Source organism: Pseudomonas sp. B20, from assembly GCF_020515755.1.
In the GTDB taxonomy this organism is placed as follows: Bacteria; Pseudomonadota; Gammaproteobacteria; order Pseudomonadales; family Pseudomonadaceae; genus Aquipseudomonas; species Aquipseudomonas syringae.
Genome location: NZ_JAHPJG010000001.1, coordinates 356,920 through 374,559, shown reverse-complemented (window position 1 = coordinate 374,559; position 17,640 = coordinate 356,920). Strand labels below are relative to the sequence as shown.

Below are 17,640 nucleotides of genomic sequence, written 5' to 3'. Positions count from 1 at the left end.
CTCACGAACGATGGCTGATAACATTACGCTTTTTTGCTCATCGATTGTTAGAGCTCTTTTAGTTAATGGATATTATTGCGACCCTTCGAGCAAAGATAGATCAAGCTGGTGCGGGTGATCATACGCTTGGACTGATGGCTCTGCTCGCGCACGTAGAAGTTGCTTATAAACATTTGAAGAGGGGGCAAAAGAACTCCGATGATTCGGCATTCACTGATGCAGTGTATAGAACAAATCAAGCATTCGAGGGTGGTCTCAAAGAGGCTTACGGTGTTCTAGCCAAGAAAAAACTTGATAAGACGCGAATATTTGATATTGAGCAGTTCTTTAGCAAATCGAATGTCTTTAGGAAGAGAGTGCTGGATCAATTTACGAACTACAGACAGGAGTGGAGAAACCCATCTACTCATGATCACAAATTGGACTTCAGCGAGAGTGAAGCGTTCCTGGCTATTGTGTCGGTAACAGCGTTCTCATGCCTTCTTGTAGACGAGATAGCCTTACAGCTTGCACGCGACCGAGAAGAGGAAGCCGCAAAATTATTGACGCAGACGATAAAAAGCAAGTTCAATTTTGCGGATGGGGATCTTTTGGGTCGTGTTACTGAGGCCCTTAAATCGTATTTTACTCTCCGTTCCGTGGAGGAGTTGGAAAGTAACTCGTACTCTCAGTGGCTAGGGTCGGTAGCGGGTTTTTTGTCCGCTATCTTTCCTGATGCAGAAGTGTTATCTGAAGCTCAAATTGGCGGGGAAAAACGGAAGCTTATTGCAGATGTCCTAGTGAAGAGTAGTGATCAGTCAGTAGTTGTGGAGATCAAGAATAGAGTAAATATTCATACATACGAATCGATGCTAATTCAGCTTGAAAGCGTGATCGCCAGTTCCGGACATCGAGACGGAATCGTTTTCTATCTCCCAACCATGGTTACTTCTGGGCAAGTGTTTGAACTTGACAGACTTTTCAACGACGGAGAAGGCCGTCTTAAAGTGCTCAGCGCGGTCCCCCTAAAAACGCGTTTGGAGTGACATGTATTTTGCATCAGAACGTCGCCACCACATGCCAAAAATCGATAAAAATGCATATAAGCTTAAATCGAATAGCGGTTTTACGGAACGGCCGCTTCTGGCCGATTACTGCCTGTCTCGAAGGGCCGCAAACGACCCAGGCGGTGTAAAAACTACTGCGCTTGAAAATACTGCGTTAAAAACAGGCAAAAAATGCTCTTTAGAACACCTAGACTCCGCTGTTTTGCCTGTTTTGCCTTCGCTCGTGACGTTTTTACACACCCTGTACCCAAAGCGGTCATTAAAAGCAGCCTGACCAAAATAGAGTTCAAGGGTCAGACATTCCTAACCCAGTCGCTACTACCACCCATCAGAATCGATCTTTTCCCATGGCCCTGAATATCGAAAGAGAAGCCCTAGAATACTGGGTACGCCGGATGGCCTCTGGTTAGCCAAAATGAAGTTATGGCGCTGGCTTGGTCGAGGCGCACATACGTGAATGGCGCCTCAAGAATGATCAGGATTTCTGAGCGCTTCGGCGTTAGATCTAATGGACCATAACCGCCATCCCGCCAGCCAAACAATTCGGCTCCCATCTGCTGATACCGCAAAGGCATTATTGGTGCGTACGCCTGTGGGGAGTGGCTTTCACGAACCAAGCCTTGGTGAAGCCACCGGTTCGGTCTTTCGAGCCGTCATCCCGCGCGCTGCCCTTGCCATGCCTATGTGGACAGGTTTTCAGGAGTAATCAGCCAACCCACCTTCCCCACACGAACCAACGCCATTTCCTACAAACAATTAAGGCCTGAAGGCGCAGACAATAGACAGACTAACGCCTACGATAAACCCATCCACACTGGATACGATCAAGTTACTACTGAAGCACGCACCTCGCTTAATAACGAGATAACAAGCAACACATTTCTTGCCACACACTAGATAGCCATATGCAACCAACTAGCAGACTTGGGAAACAAGCTCGCTCGGCCTAACTGCGTAAAAATCTTACATATACGCTTATATACACATCAAGAATTAAATCAACTTAAGGAATATCATGAAAAAAGTATTGATCAGCGCTGCAATTGCTACCTCCCTGCTGGGACTGTCGATGACCTCTCAAGCTGCGGAAAACTGCCCTGCCGTCTCGAAGATCGAGCAGGTCTCGCCCGGTGTATACCGGGCGAGCGGCAATGACGGCGAGTGGACCGGCGTGCTGCAAGGCGTTGTGACAAAGAAAATGCCTGTGCAGTCGTTTGACCTGGCCATCGCTATTCAAGAGGGTGCAGACGCACCTCAGATGTTGCAACACTGCACCTACAACATCGGTGGGCGCGAGGCGCTGGACATGCGTTTCATCGCTAAAAACAATAAGGATTTCACTATAAAAACTGCAGGCAATGCCTGGAAGAAAGAAGATGGGCCTTTTGGTCTTGTCTATAACGTGTGTGAAAAAACATCACCTGATAACTGCAAGTTCACTGTCGTTCACTAACACGAAATAACCCTGTCGCTCTTCAGCGAGCCTGCAATGGCTCGCTGAAGAGTCACTCACGTCAGATCATGCAAATCCTTGCCCAATGCAGGCATGACCTCGAAATGAGAGAACACTACTTCCAGCCCTCCCCGCTCCGGGCTGCAGCACATTGGGCCTACGGCATAAGACTCACTCACGGGAAATGGTGCCAGGCGCAGCAGCGGCCAGCGCAGGCCGTCGCTAGAGTGCTGAATGCGCAGCACGCCCTTGGCGACGGTGACTCGCAGCCAGAGGCCGGATGACGAATCATCAAACGCACCTGTAGCCCAATCGGATTGTCCACAGGTTAGAACACTACCCAGCATCAAGGCTCCGTCGCTGACTTCAACGCCGGTTTTGACCCAGTTGCGCTCGTCAATGCGGACCATCAAGCCCGCTTGATCGTAAAGTGTCTTGAAATCACCCTGCACATGCACTTGCGCAGTGAAATCACCGGTCACCGAAACTCCCAGAAAATGACCGGTGTCGCGGCAGAAGCCGTAGTGCGTCTGCTGCCAGAAATCGGTTTGCGGGTCTGTGGTGACTGTCAGACGCTCGTCCGTCACGCTGCAGTGCCGGGGTTGGTTCAGCCAGATGCCTTCGTCGAACATGTCGCCTCCTGTGTGGGGTTGTCGAGGGTTTACTGACCTCATCTACTCCATATGCATGGATACCTTCCCGATGATAAACATCAACCAACAACACACCATCTGACCACACCCTAAAACCGCACGCATCTTACCCATCCAAAAAACGCCATTTCCTACGCTGCAAACCCACGCCCACACCCTTGCCACCCCGTTCCCACCACGCTAACCTCCCCGCCGCTCGCTGCAAAATCAGCGGCTGGGTTTGGCGACCCAAAGAAAAGACAAAAATACGCTCCATCGCGAAACAGCAGATCCTGTCGGCCTGCATGTCGCGCTATGGCGGCTGTGCGCGGGAGATCTTCGGGTCTGCCGGGGTTTGTCTTTTTGCCCGGTTCGCCAACCTGCACACAGCTGCCACCCAATGTTTGGCGACAATCCGTGGCGGCTCTCGATAACCAAAAAGAGCGTCACCCATGCAAAATATCGTTCTCAGAAACACCCATACACCCCATTTCGAAGCCACCCTCTTCCTCCGCCACAGCCGCACCCTGCGTGCCATTTTCACCGAATCTCAAGCCTGGTTCTGCCTCGCCGACCTTGCCCGCCTGATGGGCAGGCCGCTGGATGAGCGTGCCACGCTCAAGCTCGATGCGGATCAGCGTCGCGAGGTCTGGCTGGAAGCTCATGGCGAGTGCCAGCGGCAGTTGATGATCAGCGAGTCCGGCGTGCTGGCGCTGCTGGTTCATCACTACGTGCCGGAGAACCGCGCGCTGCGTCAGTGGCTGACGCATGAGGTGCTGACGACCTTGCACGATCAACAGAACGTCACGCTGGATAACCCCAGAATGAGTCAACTGCAATGGCCCGGCACATCGCTGAGCGTGCTGCACTGGCGCAGCGAAACCTGGGTTCGCTTGCGCGACATGCCGAATGTAGTGGCCGAGGCAGCTCCTCGTCCGAAGCGGCCGTTATGGCGCAGGGTGTTGAAGCGCATCAACACAATGCGCACTGCCGCCTGACCGGTACTGTCTGAACCCCGTTGACACCCCACCCACCAAAAAACATGATGCATCCACCCTAAAAACCGGAACGCACTCATGAGCGACAAGAAAAAGCTTTTGCTGACTGGCGCAAGCCGGGGTATCGGTCATGCCACGGTCAAGCATTTCAATGCCGCTGGCTGGGAGGTGTTTACCGCGTCGCGGCAGAACTGGGTCGCTGACTGTCCGTGGGCTGAAGGTCTGCTCAACCACATTCACCTGGACCTGGAAAATATCGACAGCGTCAGCGAGAGCATGGCAGCGATCAAGGACAAGCTCGGCGGGCGGCTCGATGCGCTGGTCAACAATGCCGGCGTTTCACCGAAGACCGAGGACGGCGGGCGCATGGGTGTGCTGGAGTCGGATTACAGCACCTGGATCAAAGTGTTCAACGTCAATCTGTTCTCCACCGCGCTGCTGGGTCGGGGCTTGTTTGACGAGTTGAAGGCGGCCAAGGGCAGCATCATCAATGTCACCTCGATCGCCGGCTCAAAGGTCCACCCGTTTGCAGGCGTCGCCTACGCCACGTCCAAGGCGGCACTGTCGGCGCTGACCCGGGAAATGGCCTTCGATTTCGGTCCGCACGGGATACGGGTCAATGCCATTGCGCCGGGTGAAATCGATACGTCGATTCTGTCACCCGGCACCGCCGAGATTGTCGAGCGGCTGGTGCCGATGCACCGGCTGGGCAAGCCCGAGGAAGTCGCCTCGCTGATCTACTTCCTGTGTACGGCTGGCGCGTCCTACGTGAACGGTGCGGAGATTCACGTCAACGGCGGCCAGCACGTCTGACTCAACGTGTGCCGGAAACGCTCTCCGGCACGCGTCGCACGCCCAGGCGACTGATCCACACCGACGCCACGATCACCCCGCCGCCGATCAGCAGGCGGGTGAAGTCCTCATGCTGGTTCCAGATCAGCAGATTGATCAACAACCCCAGCGGCACATGCAGGTTATTCATCACCGCCAGTGTGCCGCCGTTGACCATGCACGCGCCTTTATTCCACCAGTACATGCCCAGCGCCGTCGAACACAGGCCGAGAAATAGCAGCACGATCCATTGGGTCGGTGCTTCCGGCAGGTGTTGCGGGTTGCCGAACATCAGGAACGCGGGCAGGACCACGGCCAGTGCGCCGAGGTAGAAGTAGCCGAAGCGTCGGTAATGCGGCAGGTCGCTCGGGTAACGCGCCACCAGATGCTTGTACAGCACCTGCCCGGCGGCGTAGGTGAAGTTGGCCAGCTGCAGCAGCAGAAAGCCGCCAAGGAAGTCGCCGTCCAGGCCATCGTAACGAATCACGCCAGCGCCCAGCACCGCGACCACTGCCGCCAGCAATGCCCAGGGGTTAAAGCGTCGGTTCAGCGCATCTTCGATCAACGTCACGTGCAGCGGCGTGAGGATGGTGAACAGCAGCACTTCCGGCACCGTCAGCACCCTGAAACTCAGGTACAGGCAGACATAGGTTACGCCGAATTGCAGCGCGCCGATCAGCAGCATGCTGCGCATGAAGCGCGGTTCGACCTGACGCCAGCGGGTCAGCGGAATGAATACCAGACCCGCCAGCACCACGCGGACCAGCACCGCGAAATAGCTGTCGACGTGCCCGGCCAGATAGACACCGATCAGGCTGAACGAGAACGCCTGAATCAGTGTGACGAAAAGTAGATAACCCATGCCCGCCCCCCATTTTTGAAGGGCGCGACCATAGCGGTTGCGTCACTTACTGTCCACTCGGCGGCCGCCGCTTTTTGACGCCAACCCGTCGCCGCGCTCCGCGTTACCCGTCACAAATATGACAGTCGCATTATTGACGTACATGTCGTCGGTTTCGACGAAAATATAGCCTATATCGGCAACTTTTCCACAGAAAAAGGTCTTATCATCCCGACGCTGCAATATTGACTCAATTCATCCACATTCGTCGTCGCCTGGAGTAACACCATGATATTCAACACAAAAGACTTCGGAGCACTGGGCGACGGCGTCACTGACGATACGGCAGCCATTCAGGCCGCAATCGACGCAGCTGCTGCGGCAGGCGGCGGTGAAGTGGTGATGGGGGCCGGAACGTACGTCGTGTCCGGTGGCGAGGAGCCTTCGGATGGCTGCCTGATGCTCAAGAGCAACGTCACCTTGTCGGGCGCAGGCATGGGCGAGACGATCATCAAGCTCGCTGATGGCTCGGACACCAAGGTGACCGGCATCGTGCGCTCGGCCTATGGCGAAGAAACCCACGACTTCGGCATGAAGAACCTGACGCTGGACGGTAACCGCGACGCCACCACCGGCAAGGTGGACGGCTGGTTCAACGGTTACATTCCAGGCTCTGACGGCAAGGATTCGAACGTCACCCTCGACAGCGTCGAGATCAAGGATTGCTCGGGCTACGGCTTCGACCCGCACGAGCAGACCGTCAACATGGTGATCAAGAACAGCGTGTCGCATGGCAACGGCCTGGACGGCTTCGTGGCCGATTACCTGAGCGACAGCGTGTTTGAAAACAACGTCGCCTATGACAACGATCGTCACGGCTTCAACGTGGTCACCAGCACCCACGACTTCACCCTGAGCAACAACGTTGCCTACGGCAATGGCAGCACCGGCATCGTGGTGCAGCGCGGCAGCGAGAACATCCCCTCGCCCGCCAACATCACCATCACCGGCGGCGCGGTGTATGGCAACGCAGCAGAAGGCGTGCTGATCAAGCTGTCCAGCCAGGTCTCGGTCAGCGGCGTGGACATCCACGACAACGGCAACGCCGGCGTGCGCATTTATGGCAGTTCCGGGGTGGATATCTTCGATAACACCCTGAGCAACAACGCGCTGGGTTCAGCGGTTCCGGAAATCATCATTCAGTCCTACGACGACACCACAGGCGTGTCCGGCAAGTTCTTCAGCGGCAGCGACAACCTGATCCGTGGCAACACGATCACCGGCAGTGACAACTCCACGTACGGCGTCGCCGAGCGCAACGAAGACGGCACCGACCGCAACGGCATCGTCGGCAACACCATCAGCCACACCAGCAAGGGGCTGACCCTGGTGTACGGCGATGGCAGCTTCGCCGGTGATGCGTTCCCGCTGGTGACCGTCAATGGCACCGAGGGCAACGACGTCATCAACGGTGGCGCGGCCCACGAGCAGATCTTCGGACTGGCGGGCAAGGACACCCTGAACGGCGGTTCGGGTGACGACATTCTGGTCGGCGGTGCCGGGGCCGACAAGCTCACCGGCGGCGCGGGGGCCGACACCTTTCGCTTCGATCAGTTGACCGACAGCTACCGTACGGCGACCACCAGTTCCACCGATCTGGTCACCGACTTCGACATCAGTCAGGACCGCATCGACCTGACCAACCTGGGCTTCACCGGGCTGGGCAGCGGCAAGGGCGGTACGCTGAACATCAGCTACAACGCCACACTGGACCGCACCTACGTCAAATCACTCGACGCCGATGCCAGCGGCAACCGCTTCGAGCTGGGCTTGAGCGGCAACCTGAAAGACACGCTCAATGCCAGCCACTTCATCTTCCAGCATGTCGTGGAAGGCACGGCGGGCGGCGATACCCTCACCGGCACCGACGGCAATGACGTGCTCAACGGCAATGCCGGTACGGACCGCATCGACGGCGGCGCGGGCGCCGACACGATCACTGGCGGAGCCGATGCAGACACCCTGACCGGTGGCGCAGGCGCGGACCTGTTCATCTACAACTCGCGCCTGGACAGCTATCGCAATTACACCGCCAGCGGCACCAAGCAAAGCGACACGATCACCGACTTCAACCCGGCCGAAGACCGCATCGACCTGTCCAGCATCGGCCTGCGCGGCCTGGGCGATGGCAGCGCCAACACCATTTACCTGTCCGTCAATGCCGACGGCAGCAAGACCTACATCAAGACCGATGCGGTCGACAGCACAGGCAATCGCTTCGAGATTGCCTTGCAAGGCAACCTGGCCGACAAACTCAGCGCGTCCAACTTCATCTTCTCCACCGCAGCCGCCGCCAATCAGGCGCCAGTGCTCAATACGCCGCTGATGGACCAGAACATCACCGAGCTGAAGGCGTTCTCCTACGCCGTGCAGCCCGGCAGCTTCAGCGACCCGGACAGCAACACGCTGACCTACAGCGCCACCCTGGCCGATAACAGCGCCCTGCCCGACTGGTTGAAGTTCGACAGCAAGACCCTGACCTTCAGCGGCACACCGGGCGGCACGGCATCGGGGCTTTACTCGGTATTGCTGACCGCGAGCGACGCGACCGGTGCTTCGGTGGCCGACAGTTTTGCCATCAACGTGGGCAACGTGACACCGGGGATCCTCACTGGCACCGAGAACGCCGAGGCGCTGTACGGCACCGAAGGCAACGACACGATTCTGGGCCTGGGCGGTGACGACACGCTGCGCGGCGATACCGGCGCCGACATCATCAACGGTGGCGCAGGACGCGATGCCCTGTACGGAGGCGCCGATGCCGACACGTTCGTCTACAGCGCATTGACCGACAGCTACCGCGATTACGACGCTGGCGGACTGACCGCCACCGACACGATCTATGACTTCACCCCCGGCCAGGACAAGATAGACGTCTCCGCACTGGGCTTTCTGGGGCTGGGCAACGGCGAAGATCACACGCTGTACATGACCCTCAACGAAACGGGCGACAAGACCTACATCAAGTCCGCCACGGCGGATGCCGACGGCAATCGCTTCGAAATCGCCCTGAGCGGCAACCTGATCGATACCCTGACCGATGCGGACTTCGTCTTCGGCCAGCGTGAGTCGCAGGAGATTCTCTACCTGCCGACGCTGGGCCAGTCCAATGCGCGCCTGCTGCGCATGACTGAAGACGATAACCAGTCCGGCACCTCGGAAATGGTCAAGGACCTGACTCGCTACACCGATTACGACGTGCGCAGCCAGTTCACCGACGCCAACGGTGATGGCATCGACCTCGCCGTGGGCGGCAGCACCGTGGTCGGCTACTCGACCGGCACTCAGGATGAACAGCGTGTTTCCTGGTGGCTGGTCGACACCGATGAGCCGGGCCCTGCGCTGTTGCGCGCCACCGAGTTGCTCAAGTCGCAACTGGCGTCGCTGACCGCCATCGACAAAGTGACCACCGGGATCATCTGGGGTCAGGGCGAAGAAGCCGCTCAGGAAATCGCCCGCGCCACTGACAAGCAGACGGCGGCCGACCTGTACAAGGCTTCGACGCTGAAAGTGTTCGACTATTTGCACGCGCAGATCGGCGATTTCACCGTGTACATCGCCGAAACCGGGCACTACCAGACCGACGCCGCCAAGGCGCGCGGTTACACCGAAGAAAAGATCAACGCCATTGTCGAAGGCACCGGGTACGTCAGAAGCGTCCAGGAAGCCATTGCCACTGAGCGCGCCGACGTCAAGCTGGCGGTTGACTACACCGATCTGCCCCTGCGTTACGAGGTCAACCCGCTGGTTTACCCCGATGACGTCTGGCACTTGCATGAAGAGTCCGCCGAGATCGTCGGCCAGCGTCTGGCCGATTTCATCGCCGATGACCTGGGCTTTCATGGCAACACCGCTGACAACAATGACCCGGCGGCCATTTTCGAGAGTGGCCAGAATGAAGGCGGCCACATCTTCGGCACCAGTGACGACGACACGCTGGTCGGCAGTTCCGGCAATGACGTGCTGGACGGCGATCAGGGCGCGGACGACATGAGCGGCGGCGATGGCAACGATATCTACGTGGTCGACAACGCTTTCGATACCGTCACCGAAAGCAACGACTCGCCCTCGCAGGTGGACACCGTGGTGTCGTCTGTCAGCTGGACGCTGGGCGCCAACGTGGAAAACCTGGTGCTTACCGGCGTGTCTGCCATCAACGGCACCGGCAACGCCGTGAAAAACGTCATCATCGGCAATGCCAGCAACAACATTCTCGACGGCGCTGCAGGTGCCGACATGCTGACCGGCGGCGATGGATCGGACAGTTATTACGTCGACGATGCCGCCGACCGGGTGGTCGAGACTAATGCCGATGCAAAAGTGGGCGGCGTCGATACGGTGTACAGCTCGCTGGCCAGCTACACGCTGGGGGCCAATCTGGAAAACATCGTCATCAATAGCACCGGAGCCGCCAACGCCACCGGCAACGCCCTGGATAACCTGATTTATGCAGGCGCTGGCGACAACGTCATGGACGGTCGCGACGGCAATGACACCGTGTCGTATCTGTTCGCCACCGCCGGCGTCACCGTTGCGCTGAACACCAGCGCCCAGCAAGCCACCGGTGGATCGGGCCTGGACACACTGAAATTCACTGAAAACCTGATCGGCAGCCAGTTTGCCGATACGCTGACCGGCAACAAGAACGCCAACACCCTGAGTGGCGGCGATGGCAATGACACCTTGTCCGGCGGCGCGGGTGACGACGTGCTGATCGGCGGATCAGGCGCGGATACGCTGATTGGCGGCACCGGGGCAGACCACTACGTGTTCAACAGCAGCAGCGATACGGGCTTGGGCGGACTGCGCGACATCATCAATGGCTTCAAGACAGTCGAAGGCGACAAGCTGGACTTCTCCGGCTTCGATGCCCGCCCGCTGACCGATGGCCACGATGCGTTCGTATTCATCGGCAACGCAGCGTTCAGCGCCAACAACAGCGGCGAACTGCGTTTTGCCGACGGCGTGCTGTACGGCAATATCGATGACAACGTCGGCGCGGACTTCGAAATCCAGCTCACGGGCGTGCAGACCCTGCAGGCCGCCGACATTATTGTCTGATCGTCCCAAAGCACATGACTCATAAACAGCCCTGGAAACGGGGCTGCACCCTCAGAATATCTGCAAGAGCGACCGGGGGAGTGACATCCCCCGCAACCCCGGTCCTTCACCAACGCGTTGCACAAAAACGCGAAGCCTCTGTGCCCCTACCCATAAATTTGTCTTATCCATAAGAGCGCTCTACTCTCAGGCGGGCTGACAGCTGAGCCTGATTCGCAACTTTATGATGCTGCGATTGAATCGGGATGAGACGTCGAGACTCTTGCCTGCGCCAACCTGCACATGTCGGGTGCGCGGTGCCTCCGGCCCGTTGATGAACACCACCGAACATTTGGCGTCTACTTCACCGTGGTTGTTGACGGTGATTGACCCGGTATCGTGATAGACGTTGTGGGCAACATAATCGATCTTCACGTCCTGGTACTGTTTTTCCACCTCGATGGGGTACGCCAGGGCCGTCACCGGCAACATGACCAGCAGCGCACAACACAGTCGATTCATTCGGCAATCTCCGAGTCGGGATTGTCAGAGTAGAACAATAAGCCCGTATTTAAAGAGGAATTACAGCATGAAAGCGCCCCGCGTGACTCTCGACCAGTGGCGCACATTGCAGGCCGTGGTCGATCACGGTGGTTTTGCTCAGGCCGCCGAAGCGCTGCATCGCTCGCAGTCCTCGGTGAGTTACACCGTGGCGCGCATGCAGGAACAGCTCGGCGTGCCGTTGTTGCGTATCGACGGGCGCAAGGCTGTGCTGACCGAAGCCGGTGGCGTACTGCTGCGCCGCTCGCGGCAACTGGTCAAGCAGGCCAGCCAGCTGGAAGACCTCGCGCACCATATGGAACAGGGCTGGGAAGCCGAAGTGCGCCTGGTGATCGACGCGGCGTACCCTTCGGCACGTTTGGTCAAGGCGCTGACCGCATTCATGCCACAGAGCCGCGGCTGCCGGGTGCGACTGCGTGAAGAAGTGCTCTCCGGCGTCGAAGAGGTCTTGCTCGAAGGCGTGGCGGACCTGGCCATCAGCGGCTACAGCATTGCCGGGCATCTGGGCACCGAGATGAGCTCCGTCGAGTTCGTCGCCGTCGCTCACCCCGACCACGCCCTGCATCAGGCCAATCGCGAGCTGACCTTTCAGGACCTGGAAAGCCAGTTGCAGGTCGTCATCCGTGATTCGGGCAGGCAGCAACCCAGGGACTTCGGCTGGCTGGGCGCGGAACAGCGCTGGACCGTCGGCAGTCTGGGCACCGCCGCGACCTTCGTCAGCAACGGCCTGGGCTTCGCCTGGCTGCCGCGGCACATGATCGAGCGCGAACTGCGCGAAGGCTTGCTCAAGCCCCTGCGCCTGGACAAGGGCGGCAGCCGCAACCCGACCTTCTATCTTTACTCCAGCAAGGACCGACCGCTGGGCCCGGCGACGCAGATTCTGATCGATCTGATCCGCAGCTTTGACACGACCCCGCTCACCGCTGCACTCGGCACGCCGCAAAATGCCTGACAGGCGCAGGCACGTGGCGCTCTTCACTGTATGCAGCACTTCAATCGCACGCGGCAGGAATTCATCGCCAGCAACGCAGTCTGAAGCTCTGTGCGGCCCATGGACGTGCAGCCTGATCGCCTGAAGTGCTGCAAACCCGCCAACACGCTGGGCAAAAAAAGCCAAACGTGGTTACCTTGCCGATCACAGTCGATATCTCTTAATGAAGGACGTGTTGCCACATGCTGAAAAAAATCGCTCTCGCCGCCTGCTCCGTGCTGTTCGCCGCTAACCTGATGGCTGCTCCGGATAAAGCCACGCACGTGGTACTCGACACCAGTTTCGGCCAGATTGAAATCGAACTCGCAGACACCAAGGCGCCGGTCAGCACCCAGAACTTTCTGGGCTATGTCGACAGCGGCTTCTACACCAACACCATCTTTCACCGGGTGATTCCGGGCTTCATGGTGCAGGGCGGTGGCTTCACCCAGCAGATGGTTCAGAAGCAGACCAAGGATCCGATCAAGAACGAAGCCCAGAACGGTTTGCATAACGTGCGTGGCACCATTGCCATGGCGCGTACCTCGGACGTGAACTCGGCCACCAGTCAATTCTTCATCAACACCAATGACAATGCCATGCTCGACAACGGCGCGCGCGACTTCGGTTACGCGGTGTTCGGTAAAGTCGTCAAGGGTATGGACGTCGTCGACAACATCGTCAACGCCCGCACCACTACTCAGAAAGGCATGCAAAACGTGCCAATCGACCCGATCCTGATCAAGTCCGCCAAACGCGTCAACTGATCGGGAAACCTGCACCGCATGAGGCCTTCGGGCTTCGTGCGGTCCGGACGGGAGAGCCTCCACTTATCAAGGAGAACCCACGTCGCGTGGGTGTGATAGCCAATGCTTTATCGTCGTTTCGAAAAACTGATCGATATCTTCAAAGACGCTCCTACCGCTGCCCCGCCCAATACCGTCTTCGCGTTTTACCTCTACTACCTGCGTCAGGTGTGGCCGACGTTCACCGCGCTGCTGGTGGTCGGGCTGATCGGTGCGCTGATCGAAGTGTCGCTGTTCAGCTACCTGAGCCGCATCATCGACCTGGCGCAAACCACGCCGCCGGAGAATTTCTTCAGCATTCACGGTTCCGAGCTGATCTGGATGGTCGTCGTCGCCCTGCTGCTACGGCCGATTTTTGTCGGCCTGCATGACCTGCTGGTCCACCAGACGATCAGCCCCGGCATGACCAACCTGATTCGCTGGCAGAACCACAGTTACGTGCTCAAACAGAGCGTCAACTTCTTCCAGAATGACTTCGCCGGGCGTATCGCTCAGCGCATCATGCAGACCGGCAACTCATTGCGTGATTCGGCCGTGCAGTCGGTGGATGCGCTGTGGCATGTGCTGATCTATGCGATCAGCGCCATGGTGCTGTTCGCCGAGGCCGACTGGCGGCTGATGATCCCACTGGGTACCTGGATCGCGGCGTTCATCCTCTCGCTGATGTATTTCGTGCCGAGGGTCAAGCAGCGCTCGGTGGATTCGTCCGATGCGCGCTCGAGGCTGATGGGCCGCATCGTCGACGGCTACACCAACATCACCACGCTCAAGCTGTTCGCCCACACCAATCACGAGCAGCAGTACGCTCGCGAAGCGATGCGCGATCACACCGAAAAAAGTCAGCTGGCTGGCCGCGTGGTCACCTCGATGGACACCACCATCACCACCATGAACGGCATACTGATCGTCACCACGACCGGTCTGGCGCTTTGGCTGTGGACGCAGTCGATGATTTCGGTGGGTGCGATCGCACTGGCCACCGGTCTGGTCATCCGCATCGTCAACATGTCCGGCTGGATCATGTGGGTGGTCAACGGCATCTTCGAGAACATCGGCACCGTGCAGGACGGCCTGGAAAGTATCTCGCAGCCTGTCACGGTCAATGACAAACCCGGCGCCCTGCCGCTGAAGATCGAAAACGGCGGCGTCCGCTTCGACGGCGTCGATTTCCATTACGGCAATGGCAACGGGATCATTCACAACCTCAACCTGGACATCAAACCGGGTGAGAAGATCGGCCTGATCGGGCCTTCCGGCGCGGGCAAGTCGACGCTGGTCAACCTGCTGCTGCGCATGTACGACGTGCAAGGCGGGAGGATCCTCATCGACGGCCAGGATATTTCCGAAATCACCCAGGAAAGCCTGCGCGCGCAGATCGGCATGATTACCCAGGACACCTCGCTGCTGCACCGCTCGATTCGCGAGAACCTGCTGTATGGCAATCCGCACGCAACTGATGAACAGCTCTGGGAATCGATACACAAGGCCCGCGCCGACGAGTTCATCCCGCTGCTCTCGGACTCCGAAGGTCGCACCGGCTTCGACGCCCATGTCGGTGAGCGCGGCGTCAAGCTGTCCGGCGGTCAACGCCAGCGTATCGCGATCACCCGCGTGCTGCTCAAGGACGCGCCGATCCTGATCATGGACGAAGCCACCTCGGCACTCGACTCGGAAGTCGAAGCGGCGATTCAGGAGAGCCTGGAGACGTTGATGCAGGGCAAGACCGTGATCGCCATCGCGCACCGCCTGTCGACCATCGCACGCATGGATCGCCTGGTGGTTCTGGAGAAAGGCCAGATCGCCGAAACCGGCACCCACAGCGAACTGCTGGCGCATGGCGGGCTGTATGCGCGGTTGTGGCAGCATCAGACGGGTGGGTTTGTAGGCGTGGATTGATAGGGCGAGGCTGCCGGCCTCTTCGCGAGCAAGCTCGCTCCCACAAGATCTTCACAAGCCATAAAATCTTCAGGGGCAGTGATATCCCCGCTACCCCGCCTGCCGGTCAGGTGTACACCGCACTTGTGGGAGCCAACTGCTCGCGAAGAGGCCCATGCAGTCGCTGGATGTCTTCTGGATAGCTACTCACCTGTCGGTCAGGTGTACACCGCACTTGTGGGAGCCAACTGCTCGCGAAGAGGCCCTTGCAGTCGCTGAATGTCTTCTGGGTAGCTGCTCACCTGTCGGTCAGGTATACACCGCACTTGTGGGAGCGAGCTTGCTCGCGAAGAGGCCCGTGCAGTCGCTGGATGTCTTCTGGGTAGCTGCTCACCTGTCGGTCAGGTGTACACCGCACTTGTGGGAGCGAGCTTGCTCGCGAAGAGGCCAGTGCAGTCGCCGGATATCTTCTGGGTAGCTACTCACCTGTCGGTCAGGTGTACACAGAAGTTGTGGGAGCGAGCTTGCTCGCGAAGAGGCCCGTGCAGTCGCTGAATGTCTTCTGGGTAGCTGCTCACCTGCCGGTCAGGTGTACACCGCACTTGTGGGAGCGAGCTTGCTCGCGAAGAGGCCCGTACAGTCGCTGGATGTCTTCTGGATAGCTACTCACCTGCCGGTCAGGTGTACACCGAACTTGTGGGAGCGAGCTTGCTCGCGAAGAGGCCAGTGCAGTCGCTGAATGTCTTCTGGGTAGCTGCTCACCTGCCGGTCAGGTGTACACCGAACTTGTGGGAGCCAACTTACTCGCGAAGAGGCCAGTGCAGTCGCTGGATGTCTTCTGGATAGCTACTCACCTGTCGGTCAGGTGTACACCGCACTTGTGGGAGCCAACTGCTCGCGAAGAGGCCCTTGCAGTCGCTGAATGTCTTCTGGGTAGCTGCTCACCTGTCGGTCAGGTATACACCGAACTTGTGGGAGCCAACTTACTCGCGAAGAGGCCAGTGCAGTCGCTGAATGTCTTCTGGATAGCTACTCACCTGTCGGTCAGGTGTACACCGCACTTGTGGGAGCGAGCTTGCTCGCGAAGAGGCCAGTGCAGTCGCTGAATGTCTTCTGGGTAGCTGCTCACCTGCCGGTCAGGTGTACACCGAGCTTGTGGGAGCTTGATCGCGAAGAGGCCCGTGCAGTCGCCGGATATCTTCTGGGTAGCTGCTCACCTGTCGGTCAGGTGTACACCGAACTTGTGGGAGCTTGCTCGCGAAGAGGTCGTGCAGTCGCCGGATGTCTTCTGGGTAGCTGCTCACCTGCCGGTCAGGTGTACACCGTACTTGTGGGGGCCAACTGCTCGCGAAGAGGCCCGTGCAGTCGCTGGATGTCTTCTGGCCGGTTACTCCGTCTGCCGATACGGCAGAGCGCTGCGCGCGTCCTCGGCATAGGCCATTACGCCAACTCGCTCCTGCTCCAGAAACTCGCTGACCGCGTCTTTCAGGCCTGGGTGCATCAGGTAATGCCACGAACGGGTGATCTGCGGTTCGAAGCCGCGGATCAGTTTGTGTTCGCCCTGCGCGCCAGCATCGAATCGTTGCAGGCCGTGGGCGATGGCGTAGTCCATACCCTGATAGAAACAGGTTTCGAAATGCAGCCGGTCAAACTCGGCCAGGCAACCCCAGTAACGCCCATAGAAACTGTCGTCACCGATCAGGCTGAAAGCCATCGCCACAGGCCGTGAGCCCTGCAGCGCGATAACGACACGGATCGATTCGGGCATGCGCTCGGCCAGCAGGCTGAAGAACTCACGCGTCAGATAAGGCGCCTGCCCGCGCACCTCGTAGGTATTGGAGTAGCACGCATACACGAAGTCCCACAGCACTTCGCTCATCTGCGCGCCTTCGAGCCATTCAAACTCGATGCCCTGCCCGGCCACCTGCTCACGCTCCTTGCGCATCTGTTTGCGCTTGCGCGAACTCAATGCGTCGAGAAAATCCTGAAAATCGCGGTAGCCGCGATTCTGCCAATGAAACTGGCAACCAATCCGTTGCAACCAGCCCGGCTGGGTTTCAAGCAAGGCATCGGCCGCCGGATCGGTAAAGTTCACGTGCGCGCTGGACAGTCCCTCACGTTGCAGGTACGCCGGCAGCTCACCCAGCAACTCGATGCCACCCTGAGGCGTCGCGGACAGAATCCGCGAACCGCCGACCGGGCTGAAAGGCACGGCGACCAGCAGCTTGGGGTAATAGGCGATGCCAGCACGACGGCAGGCGTCTGCCCAGGCGTGATCGAACACGTACTCGCCATACGAATGCCACTTTCGGTAGGCAGGCAACGCCGCCACCAACTGATCGTTTTCGTAGTGCAGCACGTGCTCGGCACGCCAGCCTGATCGTGGTCCGAGACTGCCGCTGTCCTCCAGCGAGCTGAGAAACGCATGCCGCAGGAATGGCTGATTGCCAAGTACCAGCGCATCCCACTGGGCAGGCGCGACGGTGCCGAGGCTGTCGATTACGTGAACAGGCATGCAGGTTCCCCG

13 protein-coding genes are annotated in these 17,640 nt (G+C 58.7%); 9 read left to right on the top strand and 4 right to left on the bottom strand.

All coding sequences use genetic code 11. The annotated features are described in order from the left end of the window. The first annotated feature begins 65 nt into the window (after positions 1-65). The 3 genes from LIX91_RS01590 to LIX91_RS01580 all read left to right on the top strand — a co-directional run bounded on the left by LIX91_RS01590 (position 66) and on the right by LIX91_RS01580 (position 2,499). Entirely contained in the window at positions 66-1,025 is a 960-nt protein-coding gene (locus LIX91_RS01590; RefSeq protein ID WP_122232171.1) for a hypothetical protein, read from the top strand. Between the two features lies 1 nt (position 1,026). Next, positions 1,027-1,320 carry a hypothetical protein gene (locus LIX91_RS01585; protein ID WP_226487878.1) on the top strand — a complete coding sequence of 98 codons (294 nt, stop codon included), beginning with the start codon at positions 1,027-1,029 and terminating at the stop codon, positions 1,318-1,320. A 741-nt stretch (positions 1,321-2,061) separates the two neighbouring features. Next, on the top strand, positions 2,062-2,499 hold the full coding sequence (locus LIX91_RS01580; protein ID WP_226487877.1) for a DUF3757 domain-containing protein: 438 nt from the start codon (positions 2,062-2,064) through the stop codon (positions 2,497-2,499). 56 nt (positions 2,500-2,555) lie between these two features. Here LIX91_RS01580 and LIX91_RS01575 read toward each other — a convergent pair whose 3' ends face one another. Continuing rightward, positions 2,556-3,131 (bottom strand): DUF1349 domain-containing protein, encoded by a 576-nt coding sequence (locus tag LIX91_RS01575; protein ID WP_074997075.1) that lies wholly within the window; start codon positions 3,129-3,131, stop codon positions 2,556-2,558. 452 nt (positions 3,132-3,583) lie between these two features. Between LIX91_RS01575 and LIX91_RS01570 the strand changes: the two genes are divergently transcribed. After that, the gene (locus LIX91_RS01570) at positions 3,584-4,129 is read left to right on the top strand and encodes a Bro-N domain-containing protein (RefSeq protein WP_024650286.1); all 546 of its coding nucleotides are present in this window, start codon (positions 3,584-3,586) and stop codon (positions 4,127-4,129) included. Positions 4,130-4,207: 78 nt separating this feature from the next. After that, positions 4,208-4,942 carry an SDR family NAD(P)-dependent oxidoreductase gene (locus LIX91_RS01565; protein WP_003314465.1) on the top strand — a complete coding sequence of 245 codons (735 nt, stop codon included), beginning with the start codon at positions 4,208-4,210 and terminating at the stop codon, positions 4,940-4,942. 1 nt (position 4,943) lies between these two features. On the opposite strand, the gene LIX91_RS01560 is transcribed toward LIX91_RS01565, so the two are convergent. Next, on the bottom strand, positions 4,944-5,822 hold the full coding sequence (locus LIX91_RS01560; protein ID WP_003418418.1) for a carboxylate/amino acid/amine transporter: 879 nt from the start codon (positions 5,820-5,822) through the stop codon (positions 4,944-4,946). A gap of 267 nt (positions 5,823-6,089) precedes the next feature. Between LIX91_RS01560 and LIX91_RS25670 the strand changes: the two genes are divergently transcribed. Continuing rightward, positions 6,090-10,922, top strand: coding sequence for a M10 family metallopeptidase C-terminal domain-containing protein (locus tag LIX91_RS25670; RefSeq protein ID WP_226487876.1), 4,833 nt, complete (start codon positions 6,090-6,092; stop codon positions 10,920-10,922). Positions 10,923-11,108: 186 nt separating this feature from the next. Here the strand turns inward: LIX91_RS25670 and LIX91_RS01550 are convergent, their stop codons facing one another. Next, the gene (locus tag LIX91_RS01550) at positions 11,109-11,423 is read right to left on the bottom strand and encodes a 3-phosphoglycerate kinase (RefSeq protein ID WP_226487875.1); all 315 of its coding nucleotides are present in this window, start codon (positions 11,421-11,423) and stop codon (positions 11,109-11,111) included. Positions 11,424-11,490: 67 nt separating this feature from the next. Here LIX91_RS01550 and LIX91_RS01545 point away from each other — a divergent pair, with 67 nt between their 5' ends. The 3 genes from LIX91_RS01545 to LIX91_RS01535 all read left to right on the top strand — a co-directional run bounded on the left by LIX91_RS01545 (position 11,491) and on the right by LIX91_RS01535 (position 15,134). Beyond that, on the top strand, positions 11,491-12,414 hold the full coding sequence (locus LIX91_RS01545) for a LysR family transcriptional regulator (protein WP_003402385.1): 924 nt from the start codon (positions 11,491-11,493) through the stop codon (positions 12,412-12,414). Positions 12,415-12,635: 221 nt separating this feature from the next. Next, a complete protein-coding gene (locus LIX91_RS01540; protein ID WP_100072401.1) occupies positions 12,636-13,199 on the top strand; it encodes a peptidylprolyl isomerase in 564 nt (187 codons plus the stop codon). A 102-nt stretch (positions 13,200-13,301) separates the two neighbouring features. Beyond that, complete coding sequence (locus LIX91_RS01535) at positions 13,302-15,134, top strand: ABC transporter ATP-binding protein (RefSeq protein ID WP_003412816.1); 1,833 nt, start codon at positions 13,302-13,304, stop codon at positions 15,132-15,134. A gap of 1,366 nt (positions 15,135-16,500) precedes the next feature. Here LIX91_RS01535 and LIX91_RS01530 read toward each other — a convergent pair. Next, positions 16,501-17,628 (bottom strand): GNAT family N-acetyltransferase, encoded by a 1,128-nt coding sequence (locus LIX91_RS01530; protein WP_226487874.1) that lies wholly within the window; start codon positions 17,626-17,628, stop codon positions 16,501-16,503. Between the last annotated feature and the right edge of the window lie 12 nt (positions 17,629-17,640).